Here is a 16,037-nt window from a genome sequence, read left to right as displayed (position 1 = left end):
AGGGACGGGAGAGAGCTGGAGCTGGAGGTCAGGAGATGCCGAGGTCCTTGTCCACCATCGCGAACAGTTCGTCGTCGGTGGCGTCGTCGAGGTGCCGGCCGATGTCGGCGCCACCGCTGTCCTGGGCGAGCCGGGAGAGCATCGCCTGGAGGCGTACGGTGGCCCGCACCCGGGCGGCCTCGTCGCGCGCCACCACGTCGAGGCTGTCGGCGATCCGGTCCAGATCGTCGAGGAGGGCGGTCGGGGTGACCACGTCGTCGTGGGCGACCTCGGCGAACAGGTACTCCGCCAGGGTCGTCGGGGTCGGGTAGTCGAAGACCAGGGTGACCGGGAGGGCCACGCCGGTGGCCGAGCCGAGCCGGTTGCGCAGCTCGACGGCGGTGACGGAGTCGAAGCCGAGCTCCCGGAACGCCCGGTGCTCGTCCACCGACTCGGCGGACGGGTAGTTGAGCACGGCGGCGACCTGGCTGCGGACCAGGCCGAGCAGCACGGCGAGCCGCTCGGCGGCGGGCAGCCCGGCGAGCCGCTCCTGCAACGACTCCGGGCCGTCGCCGGCCTCCACGCTGGCGACCTTCTCGGCCGTGGCGAGCCGCCGCACGTCCGGCAGGTCGCTGATCAGCGGGCCGGGCCGGGTGGCGGTGAAGGCGACGGAGAACCGCTCCCAGGCGATGTCGGCGATGGTGAGGAACGCCTCGCCGTGGTCGACGGCCTGGTGCAGCGCGGCGATGGCCGCGTCGGGGGTCATCTCGGGTACGCCGTGGCGGTGCAGCAGCTCGCCGAGCGGCCCGTCTGCCATGCCGCCGCCGGCCCACGCCCCCCAGGCGACGCTGGTGGCGGTCAGGCCGAGGCCGCGCCGGTGCTGGGCCAGCGCGTCGAGGAACGCGTTGCTCGGGGCGTAGTTGCCGACGCCGGAGCTGGCCACGCTGCCGGCGAAGGACGAGAACATGATGAACGCCGACAGCTCGTGGTCGAGGGTCAGCTCGTGCAGGTTGTACGCGACGTCGACCTTGGCCTGGAGCACGCGCTCGATCTGCTCCGGCCGGATGTCGTTGATCATGGCGTCGTCGAGCACGGCGGAGGCGTGCACGACGGCGGTGAGCGGGTACTCGGCGGGGATCGCGTCGATCAGGTCGGCCAGCGCGTCGCGGTCGGAGGCGTCGCACTCGACGACGGTTGCCTGGGCGCCCAGCTCGGTGAGGTCGTCGACGAGCTGCTGCGCGCCCGGCGCGGCCATGCCCCGCCGGCTGACGACGACGATGTTCTCCACGCCGCTGCGGGCCAGCCAGCGGGCGGCGTGCCCACCGAGCGCGCCGGTGCCGCCGGTGACCAGCGCCGTGCCGTACGGCTGCCACGGGTTGGCGGGCTGGCTGTCGCCGAGCGGGACCCGGGTGAGCCGGCGGGCGAGCAGACCGCTGGGGCGTACCGCGATCTGGTCCTCCTCCCCGGCGGTGGTGAGGGCCGCGACCAGCAGGTCGGCGCAGCGGTCCTCGACGGCCTCGGGCAGGTCCACGAGACCGCCCCAGCGCTGCGGGTGCTCCAGCGCGGCGACCCGGCCGAAGCCCCAGACCAGCGACTGCACCGGGGAGCGCAGCAGGTCGGCCATGCCGACGGAGGCCGCGCCGGAGGTGACGCTCCACATGGGGGCGCGCAGGCCGATGTCGCCGAGGGCCTGGAAGAGCGCGACGGTGGCGGCGAAGCCGCCGGGCACGGACGGGTGCAGCGGGTGGGCCAGCTCGTCGAAGGCGAGCAGCGAGACCACGCCGGTCACCTCGGGGGCGGCGGCGTCGCCGCCCGGTACGGCGGCGAGCGCCTCCTGGAGCAGCTTGCCGAACTGGTCGCGGTCGACGTCGGGGGTGGAGACGGCGACCGGGACGAGCGTCGCGCCGGCGGCCGTGAACGCCTCGACGCAGGCGTCCTGCCAGGGCTCGATGATGTCGCCGGTCGGCATGACCACGACCCAGGTGCCGCTCATGCCCCGGTTGGCGACGCCGGTCAGCGGCTTCCAGGTGTCCTGGTAGCGCCAGCTGTCGATGTCGGACTGCCGGCGCCGCTGCCGCCGCCAGGAGGTGAGCAGCGGCAGGGCGGGCAGCAGCGCGTCGAGGACCTCGTGCGCCGGGGTCTCGTCGGTGGCGATGGTCTCGGCGAGGGCGGTGACGTCGCCGCGTTCCACGGCCGCCCAGAAGCTCGCGTCGCTCGGGTCGGCCGCCGCGCCCTGGAGCAGGCTCTCCAGGTCGGGGCCGCCACTGCCGTCGAGCCAGAACCGCTGGTGGTCGAAGGCGTACGTGGGCAGCGGCGCGACGTCGGTCTCGGCGAGGACGTCCGCCAGGTCGACGGGCAGGCCGATGGCGTGCGCGGTGGCCAGGTTGGTCAGCAGCCGCGTCGGGTCGTCGTCGCCGCGGCGCAGACTGCCCAGGGTGTGGCCGGTGACGCCGCTGTCGTCGAGGATCGCCGTGACCGGCATCGTCAGCACCGGGTGGGGGCTGATCTCCACGAAGGTGGTGTGCCCGGCGGCGATCGCCGTGCGCACGGCCGCGTCGAACCGCACGGTCCGGCGCAGGTTGTCGTACCAGTAGTCGGCGGTCATCGCGGCGGGGTCGACCCAGTCCCCGGTCAGGGTGGAGACGAGCCGGGTGTGGCCGGCCTGCGGGGCGACGTCGGCCAGGTCGGCGCGGAGCTGCTCGGCGACCTGCTGCACGGCCTCGGAGTGGGAGGCGTAGTCGACGGGGATGAGCCGGGCGCGCAGGCCCTCGGCCTGGCACGCCGCCACGAGGTCGGCCACGGGCTGCGGCGGGCCGGAGACCACGACGGTGGACGGGCCGTTGACGGCCGCCACCCCGACGCCCGGGTAGGCCGGCAGCCGCTCGGCGACCGCGTCGGCCGGCAGGTCCACCGACGCCATCGTGCCGGTGCCGCGCAGCACGGCGAGCGCACGGGAGCGCAGCGCCACCGTCCGGGCGGCGTCCTCCAGGGTGAGGATGCCGGCCACGCAGGCGGCGCCGATCTCGCCCTGCGAGTGGCCGACGACCGCGTCCGGGACGACGCCCGCCGCGCGCCACACGGCCGCGAGGGCGATGCCGACGGCCCACAGCACCGGCTGCACGACCTCGACCCGCTCCAGCCACGACTCGTCGTCGCCGGTCAGCACCGACACCAGGTCCACGTCGAGGTACGGGGCGAGGGCCCGCTGGCACTCGGCCAGCTTCGCGTCGAACACCGGCGTACGACCCACCAGGCCGGCCGCCATCCGCGCCGACTGCGCGCCCTGACCGGGGAACACGAACACGGGGCCGGTGCCGGCGCTGGTGACCGTACCGGTGACGAGGTTGCCGGCCGGCTGGCCGGCGGCGAGGGCGTCCAGCCCGGCGAGCAGCTCGTCGGCGGTCGAGGCGACGACGGCGGCGCGGTGGTCGAACGTCGAGCGGGTGGTGGCCAGCGACCAGCCGACCGCCGCCGGGGCGAGGTCGCCGTGCTCGCGCACGTGCCGCGCGAGGCGGGCGGCCTGCCCGGCGAGGGCGGTCTTCGACCGGGCCGACACCGGCCAGAGGGTGACGTCGGAGGCGACCAGGCCGGGCCGTCGCGCGGGCTCGACGGCGGTGGCCTCGACGGCCTCCTCGCCGTCGACGGCGACCGGGTCGGCGACGCGCGGCCGGTACTCCTCCAGGATCACGTGCGCGTTGGTGCCGCTGACGCCGAAGGAGGAGACGCCGCCGCGGCGGGGGCGGTCCAGTTCCGGCCACGGCTTGGACTCGGTGAGCAGGGACACGGCACCGGCGGTCCAGTCCACGTGCGGGGAGGGCTCGTCGACGTGCAGGGTCTCCGGCATGACGCCGTTGCGCAGCGCCATCACCATCTTGACCAGCCCGGCGACGCCGGCGGCGCTCTGGGTGTGGCCGATGTTCGACTTCACCGAGCCCAGCCACAGCGGCCGGTCGGCCGGCCGGTCCTGCCCGTACGTGGCGATGAGCGCCTGCGCCTCGATGGGGTCGCCGAGGGTGGTGCCGGTGCCGTGCGCCTCGACCATGTCGACGTCGGCGGTGCCGAGCCGGGCGTTGGCGAGGGCCTGCCGGATGACCCGCTGCTGGGAGGGACCGTTCGGGGCGGTGAGCCCGTTGGACGCACCGTCCTGGTTGAGGGCGCTGCCCCGGATCACGGCGAGGATCGGGTGGCCGTTGCGCTCGGCGTCGGCCAGCCGCTCCACGACGAGCACGCCGCCGCCCTCGCCCCAGCCGGTGCCGTCCGCGCCGGCCGCGAACGCCCTGCACCGGCCGTCCACGGACATGCCGCGCTGCCGGGAGAAGACGACGAAGACGCCGGGGGTGACCATGACGGTGACGCCACCGGCGATGGCCAGGTCGCACTCGCCGCGGCGCAGCGCGTTCACGGCGAGGTGCAGGGCCACCAGCGAGGAGGAGCAGGCGGTGTCGACGGTGACGGCCGGGCCGTTGAGGCCGAGGGTGAACGAGATCCGGCCGGACGCGACGCTTGTGGTGTTGCCGGTGCCGATGTACATGTCGACGCCCTCGGGCACGTTGGGCAGACCCATGCCGTAGTTGGACGTGCTCAACCCGACGAAGACGCCGGTGGAGCTGCCGCGCAGCGACAGCGGGTCGATACCGGCCCGCTCGACGGCCTCCCAGGACGTCTCCAGCAGCAGCCGCTGCTGCGGGTCCATGGCGAGGGCCTCACGCGGCGAGATGCCGAAGAGGGACGGGTCGAAGTCACCGGCGCCGTCGAGGAACCCGCCGATGCGGGTGTAGCTCTTGCCCGGCTTGTTGGGGTCCGGGTCGTAGAGCGCCTCCAGGTCCCAGCCCCGGTCGTCCGGGAACTCGGTGAGCGCGTCCCGGCCGTCGGCGACGAGGTCCCACAGGGCTTCCGGCGACCGGACCCCACCGGGGAAGCGGCAGCTCATGGAGACGATGGCCAGCGGCTCCTGATCCCGGGCCTCGACGGTCTGCAGCTTGCGCTTGGTGTCGTGCAGGTCGGCGGTCACCCGCTTGAGGAAGTACCGCAGCTTGTCGTCGCTCATCGGGTGGCCCCTGCCTCGATTCGAAGGTTGGTCATCTCAGGAGATTCCAAACTCTTTGCTGATGAAGTCGAAGATCTCGTCGTCGCTGGCCGAGTCGAGGTCGGGCCGGTCCGGCTCGGCGGCGGGCCCCGCCGCCAGGTCGGACGCCTTGGCGAGCAGGTCCTGCATGCGGGCGGTGAACCGGGCCCGGGCCGCCGGGTCGAGCGGGATGCTGTTGAGCAGGCTCTCCACCGTGTCGATGCCCTGGAAGAGCGGTTGCGTGGAGGGCGCCGCGTCGGCGGCGATCTCGCTGGTCAGCTTCTCGGCGAGCGCCGTGGGCGTCGGGTAGTCGAAGACCAGCGTCGCCGGCAGCCGCAGCCCGGACAGGCCGTTGAGCCGGTTGCGCAGGTCGACGGCGGTGAGCGAGTCGAAGCCCAGGTCGGTGAAGAGCCGGTTCGGGTCGACGGCGTCGGCGCCGGCGTGGCCCAGGACGGCGGCGATGTTCGCCCGTACCACGTCGAGCACCACCTTGAGCCGCTCCGGGCCGGCCAGGCCGGCGAGTCGCTGGCTGAGCTGCACCCCGCCGGAGCGGGCGCCGGTGGCGTCGACGGAGCGCCGCAGCGGCACCCGGACCAGGGCCCGGAGCATGGGCGCGAGGGTGCCGGCCTCCGCCTGCCCGCGCAGCGTCCCGACGTCCAGGCGCATCGGTACGACGGCCGCCGCGTCGAGCCGCCACGCGGCGTCGAAGAGGTTCAGCGCCTGCTCGGTGGCGAGGCCGGCGGCGCCCTGCTCGGCCATCCGCCGCACGTCGTCGTCGCCGAGGTGGCCGGTCATGCCGCTGGCCTGCTCCCACAGGCCCCAGGCGAGCGAGATGCCGGCGAGCCCACGGGCCCGGCGGTGTGCCGCGAGGGCGTCGAGGAAGGCGTTCGACGCCGCGTAGTTGGACTGGCCGGCGCTGCCCAGGGTGGCCGCCGCCGAGGAGAACAGGACGAAGGCCGCGAGGTCCGCGTCGGCCGTGAGGCGGTGCAGGTGCCACGCCGCGTCGATCTTGGGTACGGCGACCGCGTCCACCCGTTCGGGGGTCATCGACTCCAGCACGCCGTCGTCGAGGATGCCGGCGGCGTGCACCACGGCGGTGAGCGGGTGCGCGGCGGGCACCCCGGCCAGCAGCGCCGACAGGGCGTCGGGGTCGGCGGCGTCGCAGGCCGCGACGGTCACCTCCGTACCGGCGCCGGCGAGTTCGGCGACCAGGTCGTCGATCCCTTCGGCCGCCCCGCCGCGCCGCCCGGCCAGCAGCAGGTGCCGTACGCCGTGGGTGGTGGCGAGGTGGCGGGCCAGGATGCGGCCCAGCACGCCCGTCCCACCGGTGATCAGCACCGTGCCGTCCGGGTCGATGCCGCCCGGCAGCGGCTCCACCCCGGCCGGGACCCGCCCGAGCCGTGGCGTGCGGACCTGCCCGGCCCGCACGGCGAGCTGCGGCTCGCCGGAGGCGATCGCGGCGGCCAACGCGGCGGCGCTGTCCGGGGTGTCGTCGAGGTCGACGAGCTGGCACCGGCCCGGGTGTTCGAGCTGCGCGGTGCGCAGCAGACCCCAGACCGGGGCCTGGCGGAGGTTGACCGCCTGCTGCTCCCCCGTTGCGACCGCGTCGCGGGTGACCAGCACGAGCCGCGAGTCGGCGAACCGGTCGTCGGCGAGCCAGGTCCGCAACGCGGCGAGGGTACGGTGCGTGGTGGCCCGCGCCTGCCCGGCCAGCGCCGGGTCCGTCGGGTCTCCGACGTCGCCGACGGGGACGATCACCGCCTCGGGCGCCGGCTCACCCCCGGCGAGCAGGTCGCCCAGCGAGTCGAGGCCGACGTCGGTACGCACCCGGGCGCCGGCCGCCTCGCAGGCGGCGCTGAGGGCCAGGTCGTCGCCGAGCGCCACCCAGCGGGTGGCCGCCGGTACGGGGCCGGTGGGCACCGGCAGCACCGGCCAGTCCACCTGGAACAGCGACTCGTGCCGACCGGAGCGGGCCGCGCCGAGCGAGTCGCCCGAGACCCGGCGCATGATCAGCGAGTCGACGTGCAGCACCGGGGCGCCGGTGGCGTCGGCCACCTGGAAGGAGACGCCGACCTCGCCGGCCGCCGCGACGCGGACGCGCAGGGCGGTGGCCCCGGCGGCGAGCAGCGAGACCCCGGTCCAGGCGAACGGCAGGCGGGGCACGCTGGCGTCGGCGCCGTCGCCCATCCGGCCGAGGAAGCCGCCGATCGACATGGCCTGCAAGGCGCCGTCCAGCAGCGCCGGGTGCACGCCGAAGCGGCCGGCCTCGGCGTGGTGGTCGGCGGGCAGCTCGACCTCGGCGAAGACCTCGTCGTCGCGGGTCCACGCGGCGCGCAGGCCGCGGAAGGCCGGGCCGTACCCGAAGACGGTGGCCTCGATGCCGGAGTAGAAGTCGTCGGCCTCGACGCGCGTCGCGCCGGGCGGCGGCCACACCCCCAGGTCGAAGGCGGGTGCGGCGTCGGCCGGCTGCGGGCCGAGCAGGCCGGTGGCGTGGCAGGTCCAGGCGACGTCGGCCAGGATCTCGTCGGAGCCGTCCCGGTAGGGCCGGGAGTAGAGCTGGACGCTGCACCGCCCGTCGTCGTCCCGGTCGCCGACCATGAGCTGCACCTGGAGCGCGCCGAGTTCGGGCAGGACGAGCGGGGCGAGCAGGGTCAGCTCCTCCACCGTCGGGCAGCCGGCCTGCTCACCGGCGTACGTGGCCAGCTCAACGAAGGCGGTGCCGGGCAGCAGGATGTTGTCCATCACCCGGTGCTCGCCGAGCCACGGGTGGGTACGCACCGACAGCCGCCCGGTGAAGACCATCCGCTCGCTGTCGGGGAAGGTCAGCGTGGCGCTGAGCAGCGGGTGTCCGGCGTCCTGGAGGCCGGCGGAGCTGACGTCCTGCGCCCGGTGCAGCGGCGGCTCGACCCAGTACCGCTGGTGGTCGAAGGCGTACGTGGGCAGCGCCACGGCGTCGGTGCGGGCCAGCACGGCCGTCAGGTCGACGGGCAGGCCGATCGCGTGGGCGGTGGCGAGGTTGGTCAGCAGCCGCGTCGCGTCGTCGTCGCCCCTGCGCAGGCTACCGAGGGTGTGCCCGGTGGCGCCGGCGTCGTCGAGGATCGCCGTGACCGGCATCGTCAGCACCGGGTGCGGGCTGATCTCGACGAAGGTGGTGTGCCCGGCGGCGACGGCGACCCGCACGGCCGCGTCGAACTGGACGGTCTGCCGCAGGTTGTCGTACCAGTAGGCGGCGGTCATCGAGGTCGGGTCGACCCAGTCCCCCGTCAACGTCGACACCAGACGGGTGTGGCCCTGCTGCGGAGTCACGTCGGCGAGGTCGGCGCGCAGTTGCTCGGCGACCTCCTGCACCGCCGCCGAGTGGGAGGCGTAGTCCACGGGGATCAGTCGGGCGCGCACCCCGTCGGCCTGGCAGGACTCCACCAGGTCGGCGACCGGCTGCGGCGGACCCGAGACCACGACGGTGGACGGGCCGTTGACGGCCGCCACCCCGACGCCCGGGAACGCCGGCAGCCGCTCGGCGACCGCCTCGGCGGAGAGGTCGACCGACGCCATGGTGCCGGTGCCCCGCAGCACCGTCAGCGCCCGCGAGCGCAGCGCCACGGCCTTCGCCGCGTCCTCCAGGCTGAGGATGCCAGCGACGCAGGCCGCGCCGATCTCACCCTGCGAGTGGCCGACGACCGCAGCCGGGGTCACACCCGCGTGCTGCCACACCGCCGCCAGCGCCATACCCACGGCCCACAGCACCGGCTGCACGACCTCGACCCGCGCCAACCACGACTCGTCCTCGCCGGTGAGCACCGACACGAGATCGACATCGAGGTAAGGGGCGAGGGCCCGCTGGCACTCCGCCAACCGCGCGTCGAACACCGGCGTACGACCCACCAGGCCGGCCGCCATCCGCGCCGACTGCGCACCCTGACCCGGGAACACGAACACCGGGCCCGCGCCGTGGGGCGTGGCGGTGCCGGCGACGACGTTGCCGGCCGGCGTCCCCGACGCCAGGGCGTCCAGCCCCGCCAGCAGCTCCTCCAGGCTCGACCCGACGACGGCTCCCCGGTGGTCGAACGTCGACCGGGTGGCGGCGAGGGACCAGCCCACCGCCGCCGCGTCGACCTCGCCGCGCTCGCGCACGTACTGCGCCAGGCGGGCCGCCTGGCCGGTCAGGGCGCCCTTCGACCGCCCCGACAGCGACCACAGCACCGCGTCGGAGGTCACGAGTCCGGGGCCGGGCTCGGCCGGAGCCACGGCCTGCGGCTCGTCGGCCTGCTCGATGATCACGTGGGCGTTCGTGCCGGAGATGCCGAACGACGACACCGCCGCCCGGCGCGGGCGCTCCACCGTCGGCCACGGCCGCGACTGGGTGGCCAGTTCGACCGCGCCGGAGGTCCAGTCGATGTGCGGCGACGGCTCGTCCACGTGCAGCGTCGCCGGGACGAGGCCGTGCCGGATGGCCTGCACCATCTTGATCACGCCGGCCACACCGGCGGCGGCCTGCGCGTGGCCGATGTTCGACTTGATCGAGCCGAGCAGCAGGGGCCGGTCCGCGGGCCGCTCCCGCCCGTACGTGGCGAGCAGGGCCTGCGCCTCGATCGGGTCGCCGAGGGTGGTGCCAGTGCCGTGCGCCTCGACCACGTCCACGTCGGCGGCGGTCAGGCGCGCCGCCGCGAGGGCCTGCCGGATCACCCGCTGCTGCGAGGGGCCATTCGGGGCCGTCAGACCGTTGGAGGCGCCGTCCTGGTTGATCGCCGAGCCGCGCACCACCGCGTACACGGTGCGCCCCTGCCGGCGGGCGTCGGAGAGCCGCTGCACGAGCAGCATGCCGACGCCCTCGGACCAGCCGGTGCCGTCGGCGGACGCGGCGAAGGACTTGCACCGGCCGTCGGCGGCCAGGCCGCGCTGCCGGGAGAACTCGACGAACGCGGTCGGGGTGGCCATCACCATGACGCCGCCGGCGAGGGCCATGTCGCACTCGCCGCGCCGCAGCGCCTGGCCGGCCCAGTGCAGGGCGACGAGGGAGGACGAGCAGGCCGTGTCCAGCGACACCGCCGGCCCCTCCAGCCCGAACGTGTACGCCACCCGGCCGGAGATGACGCTGCTGGTCATCCCCGTCAGCATGTAGCCCTCGGCGGCCTCCGGCGAGTACGCGAGCAGCGAGCCGTAGTCCTGGCCGCTGGTGCCGACGAAGACGCCGGTGCTGCTGCCCCGTACGTCGGTGGGGTCGATGCCGGCGGATTCGAAGGACTCCCAGGTGGTCTCCAGCAGCAGCCGCTGCTGCGGGTCCATGGCCAGGGCCTCGCGGGGCGAGATGCCGAAGAAGCCGGGGTCGAACTTGTCCACGCCGCTGAGGAAGCCGCCGCCGCGGGCGTAGAAGGTGCCGGGGGCGTCCGGGTCGGGGCTGTAGAGGCTGTCGAGGTCCCAGCCGCGGTCGGTCGGCAGGTCGCTGATCGCGTCGACGCCGTCGACCACCAGCCGCCACAGGTCGTCGGGCGACCACACGCCGCCGGGCAGCCGGCAGGCCATGCCGATGATCGCGAGGGGCTCGTCGTCGCCGACCGACACGGCGGTCGTCGTGGGTCGTACGGGGACCGGGGTGCCGGCGATCTCCGTACCCAGGAAGGCCGCCAGGTCGTGCGGGGTCGGGTAGTCGAAGACGAGGGTGGCCGGCAGCCGCATCCCGAACGCGTTGTTGAGTCGGTTGCGCATCTCGACGGCGGTGAGCGAGTCGAAGCCGAACTCGCTGAACGCCCGGCGCGGCTCGATGGCCGCCGGGTCGGGGTAGCCGAGCACGGCGGCGGCCTGCCCCCGGACGATCTCGACGAGCGCGGCGGCCCGCTCGGACTCGCCGAGCCCGGCGAGCTGCTGCACCAGCGAGGCGCCGGTGGTGGCCGCGGCGGCGCGGGCGGGCGTGCGGATCAGCGCCCGGTACAGCGGCGGGATGGTCCCGCCGGCGAACTGCACCTTCATCGCGGCGAGGTCCAGCCGGGCCGGGACGAGCGCGGCGTCGGTGGTGCGGCAGGCCGCGTCGAAGAGGGCGAGCCCCTCCTCGGCCTCCATCGCGGCGACGCCGGAGCGGGAGATCCGGTTGAGGTGGACGTCGTCCAGCTCGGTGGTCATGCCGCTGCGGTCGGCCCAGAGGCCCCAGGCGAGGGTGAGGGCGGCGAGGCCGCGCGCCTTGCGGTGCTGGGCCAGCCCGTCGAGGAACGCGTTGGCGGCGGCGTAGTTGCCCTGGCCCGGACCGCCGGCGGTGGCGGCCAGCGAGGAGTACGAGACGAACGCCTTCAGGTCGAGGTCGGCGGTCAGCTCGTGCAGGTGCCAGGCGGCGTCGACCTTGGGCCGCAGCACGCCGTCCATCCGCTCGGGGGTGAGCGAGGAGATGACGCCGTCGTCGCGGACGCCGGCGGCGTGGATGACGGCGGTGAGCGGGTGCTCCGCCGGGATGCCGGCCAGCAGCTCGGCCACGGCGCCGCGGTCGGCGACGTCGCAGGCGGCGACGGTGACGCTCACGCCGAGCGCCTCCAGTTCGGCGCAGAGCTCCGCGACGCCCCCGGCGGCGCGGCCGCGCCGGCTGGTGAGGATCAGGTGCCGGACGCCGTACGTGCCCACCAGGTGCCGGCTCATCAGCTGGCCGAGGGTGCCGGTGGCGCCGGTGATCAGGACGGTGCCGTCGGAGTCGAAAGGGGCTGCCGGCGGCTCGACCACGGCGGGGACCCGGGTGAGCCGGGCACCGGCGGCGACGCCCGCCCGGATGACGACCTGCGGCTCGTCGGTCGTGACGGCCGGGACGAGCGCGGCGGCGCAGCCGGCGATGTCGTCGACGTCGACCAGCACGAACCGGTCGGGGTTCTCCGACTGGGCGGAGCGGAGCAGGCCGATCACGGCGGCGCCGGCCAGGTCGGTCAGGTCGGTGTCCCATTCGGTGGCGACCGCGCCTGAGGTCAGCACCACCAGGCGGGAAGCCGTGTAGCGGTCGTCGGCGAGGAACTGCTGGAGCACGGCGAGCGCGCGGTGCGTCACCTCGGCGACGGCCCCGGGCACGTCCGCCGACGTGGGCGGGTCGAGGAACGGCACGACGAGCACGCCGGGTGCGTCCGTCCCGTCGTCCATGGCCGTGGCCAGGGCGGTCAGGTCGGCGTACGCCGTCACGGCCGTGCCGGTGGCGGCGACCGCGTCGGTGAGCGCCGCCGCGTCGCCGAGCACCGCCCAGTCGACGGTGGCCGGGCCGGCGGGCAGCGCGAGCGGGGCCCACTCGACCCGGAACAGCGACTCGGTGCCGCCGCCGGAGGCGGTGCGGAGCTGGTCGGCGGAGACCGGCCGCAGGACGAGGGAGCCGACGGAGATGACCGGCGCGCCGGTGACGTCGGTGAGCAGCAGCGAGATGCTGTCGGGGCCGGTATGCGAGACCCGGACGCGGGCCGCCGCGGCGCCGGCGCCGTGCAGGGCGACGTCGTTCCAGGAGAACGGCAGCCGGCCGTACCCCGGAGGCATGTCGGCCCCGGAGGGCTCACCGGCCGGCGTGGTCAGGCCGAGGGTGTGCAGCGCGGCGTCGAGCAGGGCCGGGTGCAGGCCGTACCCGCCGGCCTCGGCGGCGGGGGCCTCGGGCAGCGCCAGCTCGGCGAAGAGGTCGTCGCCGCGCCGCCACGCGGAGCGCAGGGCGATGAACGACGGGCCGTAGTCGTAGCCCTGGGCGGCGAGGTTGAGGTACAGGTCGTCGGTGCCGACCTCGGTCGCGCCGGGCGGCGGCCAGGTGGTCAGGTCGGACCAGCCGACGGGGCCGCTCGGGGCGGCGGGGCCGCTGGCCAGCACGCCGCTGGCGTTGCGGGTCCAGGCCCGCTCGCCCTCGGTCGGCTCGCCGTCCTGGGCGGAGTGCAGCGACACGGACCGGCAGCCGGTCTCGTCCGCCGGGCCGATCCAGAGCTGGATGTCGACGCCCCCGGTCTCCGGCAGGATCAGCGGCGATTCCAGGGTGAGTTCGCGGACGTGGTCCGCGCCAACGTGTGCGCCCGCCTGGAGGGCGAGTTCGACGAAGCCGGTGCCGGGCAGCAGCACGGTGTCGAAGACGACGTGGTCGGAGATCCACGGGTGGGTACGCCGGGCCAGCCGTCCGGTGAACAGGAAGCCCTCGGCGTGCGCGACACCGACGGCGGCCCCGAGCAGGGGGTGCTGCGCGGGCCGCAGGCCGAACGCGGTGACGTCGCCGGTCCACCCGGCGCCCGCCTCCGGCCAGTAGCGCTGGTGCTGGAACGCGTACGTGGGCAGGTCCACCCGCCGGGCGCCGGTGTCGGCGAACCACGGCTGCCAGTCGACGGCCACCCCGTGCGCGTGCAGCTCGGCCAGCCCCGCCAGCAGCCCCTGCTCCCCGGGCCGGTCCTTGCGCTGCGCGGCGACGGCCAGCACGACGTCGTCGACGGGCAGGATCTCGCCGACCATCGCGGTCAGTACGCTCTGCGGCCCGATCTCCAGGAACGCGTCGACGCCCGCCGCCCGCAGCGCGGTGATTCCGTCGGCGAAGCGGACGGCCTCGCGGACGTGGCGCACCCAGTAGTCGGCCGTACGGATCTCGTCGGCGTCGGCGAGCGCACCGGTCACATTCGACACGAGCGGCAGCGACGGCGCGGCGAACTCCAGCCCGTCGAGGACGGTACGGAACTCGGCGAGCATCGGCTCCATCAGCGGGCTGTGGAACGCGTGACTCACGGTCAACCGGCGCGTGCGCACGCCCCGGTCGCGCCAGACCCGCTCCACCTCGTCGAGAGCGTCGACCGCACCGGAGACCACGACCGAGGCCGGCCCGTTGACCGCCGCGATCCCGACCCGGTCGGTCGATCCGGCGATCGACTCGACCACCGCCGCCTCGTCGGCGGCCACCGCGAGCATGCCGCCACCGGCCGGCAGCGCCTGCATCAGCCGCCCCCGCGCGGCGACGAGCGCACACGCGTCGGCCAGCGACAGCACCCCCGCCACGTACGCGGCCGTCACCTCACCGATCGAGTGACCACCCACGAACTCCGGCGCGACCCCGAACGACTCCACCAGCCGGAACAGCGCCACCTCGACGGCGAACAGACCCGCCTGCGTGAACACCGTCCGGTCCAGCAGCGCCGCCTCGGCAGAGCCCTCCGGCGCGAACAGCACCTCCCGCAACGGACGCGGCAGCAACGCGTCCAGATACACGCACACCTCGTCCAGCGCGGCGGCGAACACCGGGAAGCCGGCGTACAACTCGCGGCCCATGCCGGCGCGCTGCGCGCCCTGACCCGAGAAGAGCACCGCCAGCGAGCCCCGGCCCCCGGCCTGGCCGGCGACGACCGCGCCGGACGGCTGGCCGGCGGCGAGGGCGCGCAGCCCGGCCAGCAGGTCCTCGCGGCCGGTCGCGCAGACCACGGCGCGGTGGTCCAGGCTGGACCGCGACGTGACCGACGAGAAGCCCAGGTCGAGGGGCCGCAGGGTCTCGTCGGCGGCGATCCGGTCCGCCCAGCGGGTCGCCTGCGCGGCGAGGCCGGCCGCGTCCCGGGCCGACACCGGCACCGGCACGACCGGCCGCTCGACCACCGGCGCGGCGGCCGACGGGGGCTGCTGCGGTGCCGGGGCCTGCTCCAGGATGGTGTGCGCGTTGGTGCCGGACACCCCGAACGAGGAGACCGCCGAGCGGCGCGGCCGGTCCACCGCCGGCCACGGCGTCGCCTCGGTCACCAGCGAGACCTCGCCGGCCGACCAGTCGACCTCGGGGGTCGGCTCGTCGACGTGCAGGGTGGGCGGCACGAGCCCGTGCCGCATCGCCATGACCATCTTGATGACGCCGGCGACCCCGGCGGCGGCCTGCGCGTGGCCGATGTTCGACTTGACCGAGCCGAGCAGCAGCGGCGCCGAGGTGCCCCGGTCCTGCCCGTACGTGGCCAGCAGCGCCTGCGCCTCGATCGGATCGCCGAGCCGGGTGCCGGTGCCGTGCGCCTCCACCACGTCCACGCCACCGGCGGCGAGGCCGGCGTTGGCCAGGGCCTGCTGGATCACCCGCTGCTGCGACGGCCCGTTGGGGGCGCTCAGGCCGTTGGAGGCGCCGTCCTGGTTCACCGCGCTGCCCCGCACCACGGCGAGGATGGGGTGACCGTTGCGCTGCGCGTCCGACAGCCGTTCCAGCACCAGGACGCCGACGCCCTCGGACCAGCCGGTCCCGTCGGCGGCGGCGGCGAACGCCTTGCACCGGCCGTCGGCGGCGAGGCCGCGCTGCCGGGAGAACTCGACGAAGGCGGCCGGGGTGCACATGGCGGTGACCCCGGCGACGATGGCCAGGGTGCACTCCCGCTGCCGCAGCGCCTGGCCCGCGAGGTGCAGGGCGACCAGGGAGGACGAGCAGGCGGTGTCGATGGTGACGGCCGGCCCCTCCAGCCCGAAGGTGTAGGCGATGCGGCCGGAGACCACGCTGCCGGCGTTGCCGGTCATCAGGTGCCCCTCGAGGCCCTGCGCGGCACCCATCAGCACGGTGCCGTAGTCCTGGCCGGTGCTGCCGGCGAAGACGCCGGTGCGGCTGCCGCGCAGCGAGTGCGGGTCGATGCCGGCCCGCTCCAGGGCCTCCCACGAGGTCTCCAGCAGCCAGCGCTGCTGCGGGTCCATCGCCAGCGCCTCCCGGGGGGAGATCGCGAAGAAGCCCGGGTCGAAGTCGGCCAGGTCGTGGACGAAGCCGCCCTGCCGCGTGTACGACGTACCGCTCTGCTCGGGGTCGCTGTCGTAGAGCGACCCGAGGTCCCAGCCGCGGTCCTCCGGGAAGTCGGAGACCACGTCCCGACCGGACGCGACCACCTCCCACAGGTCCTCGGGCGACCGCACCCCGCCGGGGAAACGGCAGCTCATGGAGACGATGGCGACCGGTTCCTGTTCACCGGCCTCCACCTCGCGCAGGCGCTGGCGCACCTGGTGCAGGTCAGCGGTGACCCGCTTGAGGTAGTCGAGAAGCTTCGCCTCGTCAGCCATGGACCGCGCACTCCTTGTGTTGACCCGT

At 75.2% G+C, this 16,037-nt stretch carries 2 protein-coding genes; both read right to left on the bottom strand.

The features are described from left to right. Positions 1-28 precede the first annotated feature (28 nt). Positions 29-5,026 (bottom strand): type I polyketide synthase, encoded by a 4,998-nt coding sequence (locus CLT72_RS03135; protein WP_101409427.1) that lies wholly within the window; start codon positions 5,024-5,026, stop codon positions 29-31. Positions 5,027-5,062: 36 nt separating this feature from the next. Next, on the bottom strand, positions 5,063-16,009 hold the full coding sequence (locus CLT72_RS03130; RefSeq protein ID WP_101409426.1) for a type I polyketide synthase: 10,947 nt from the start codon (positions 16,007-16,009) through the stop codon (positions 5,063-5,065). Between the last annotated feature and the right edge of the window lie 28 nt (positions 16,010-16,037).

This window comes from Micromonospora sp. CNZ309 (assembly GCF_002846525.1).
This window is presented reverse-complemented; position numbering and strand designations above follow the sequence as displayed.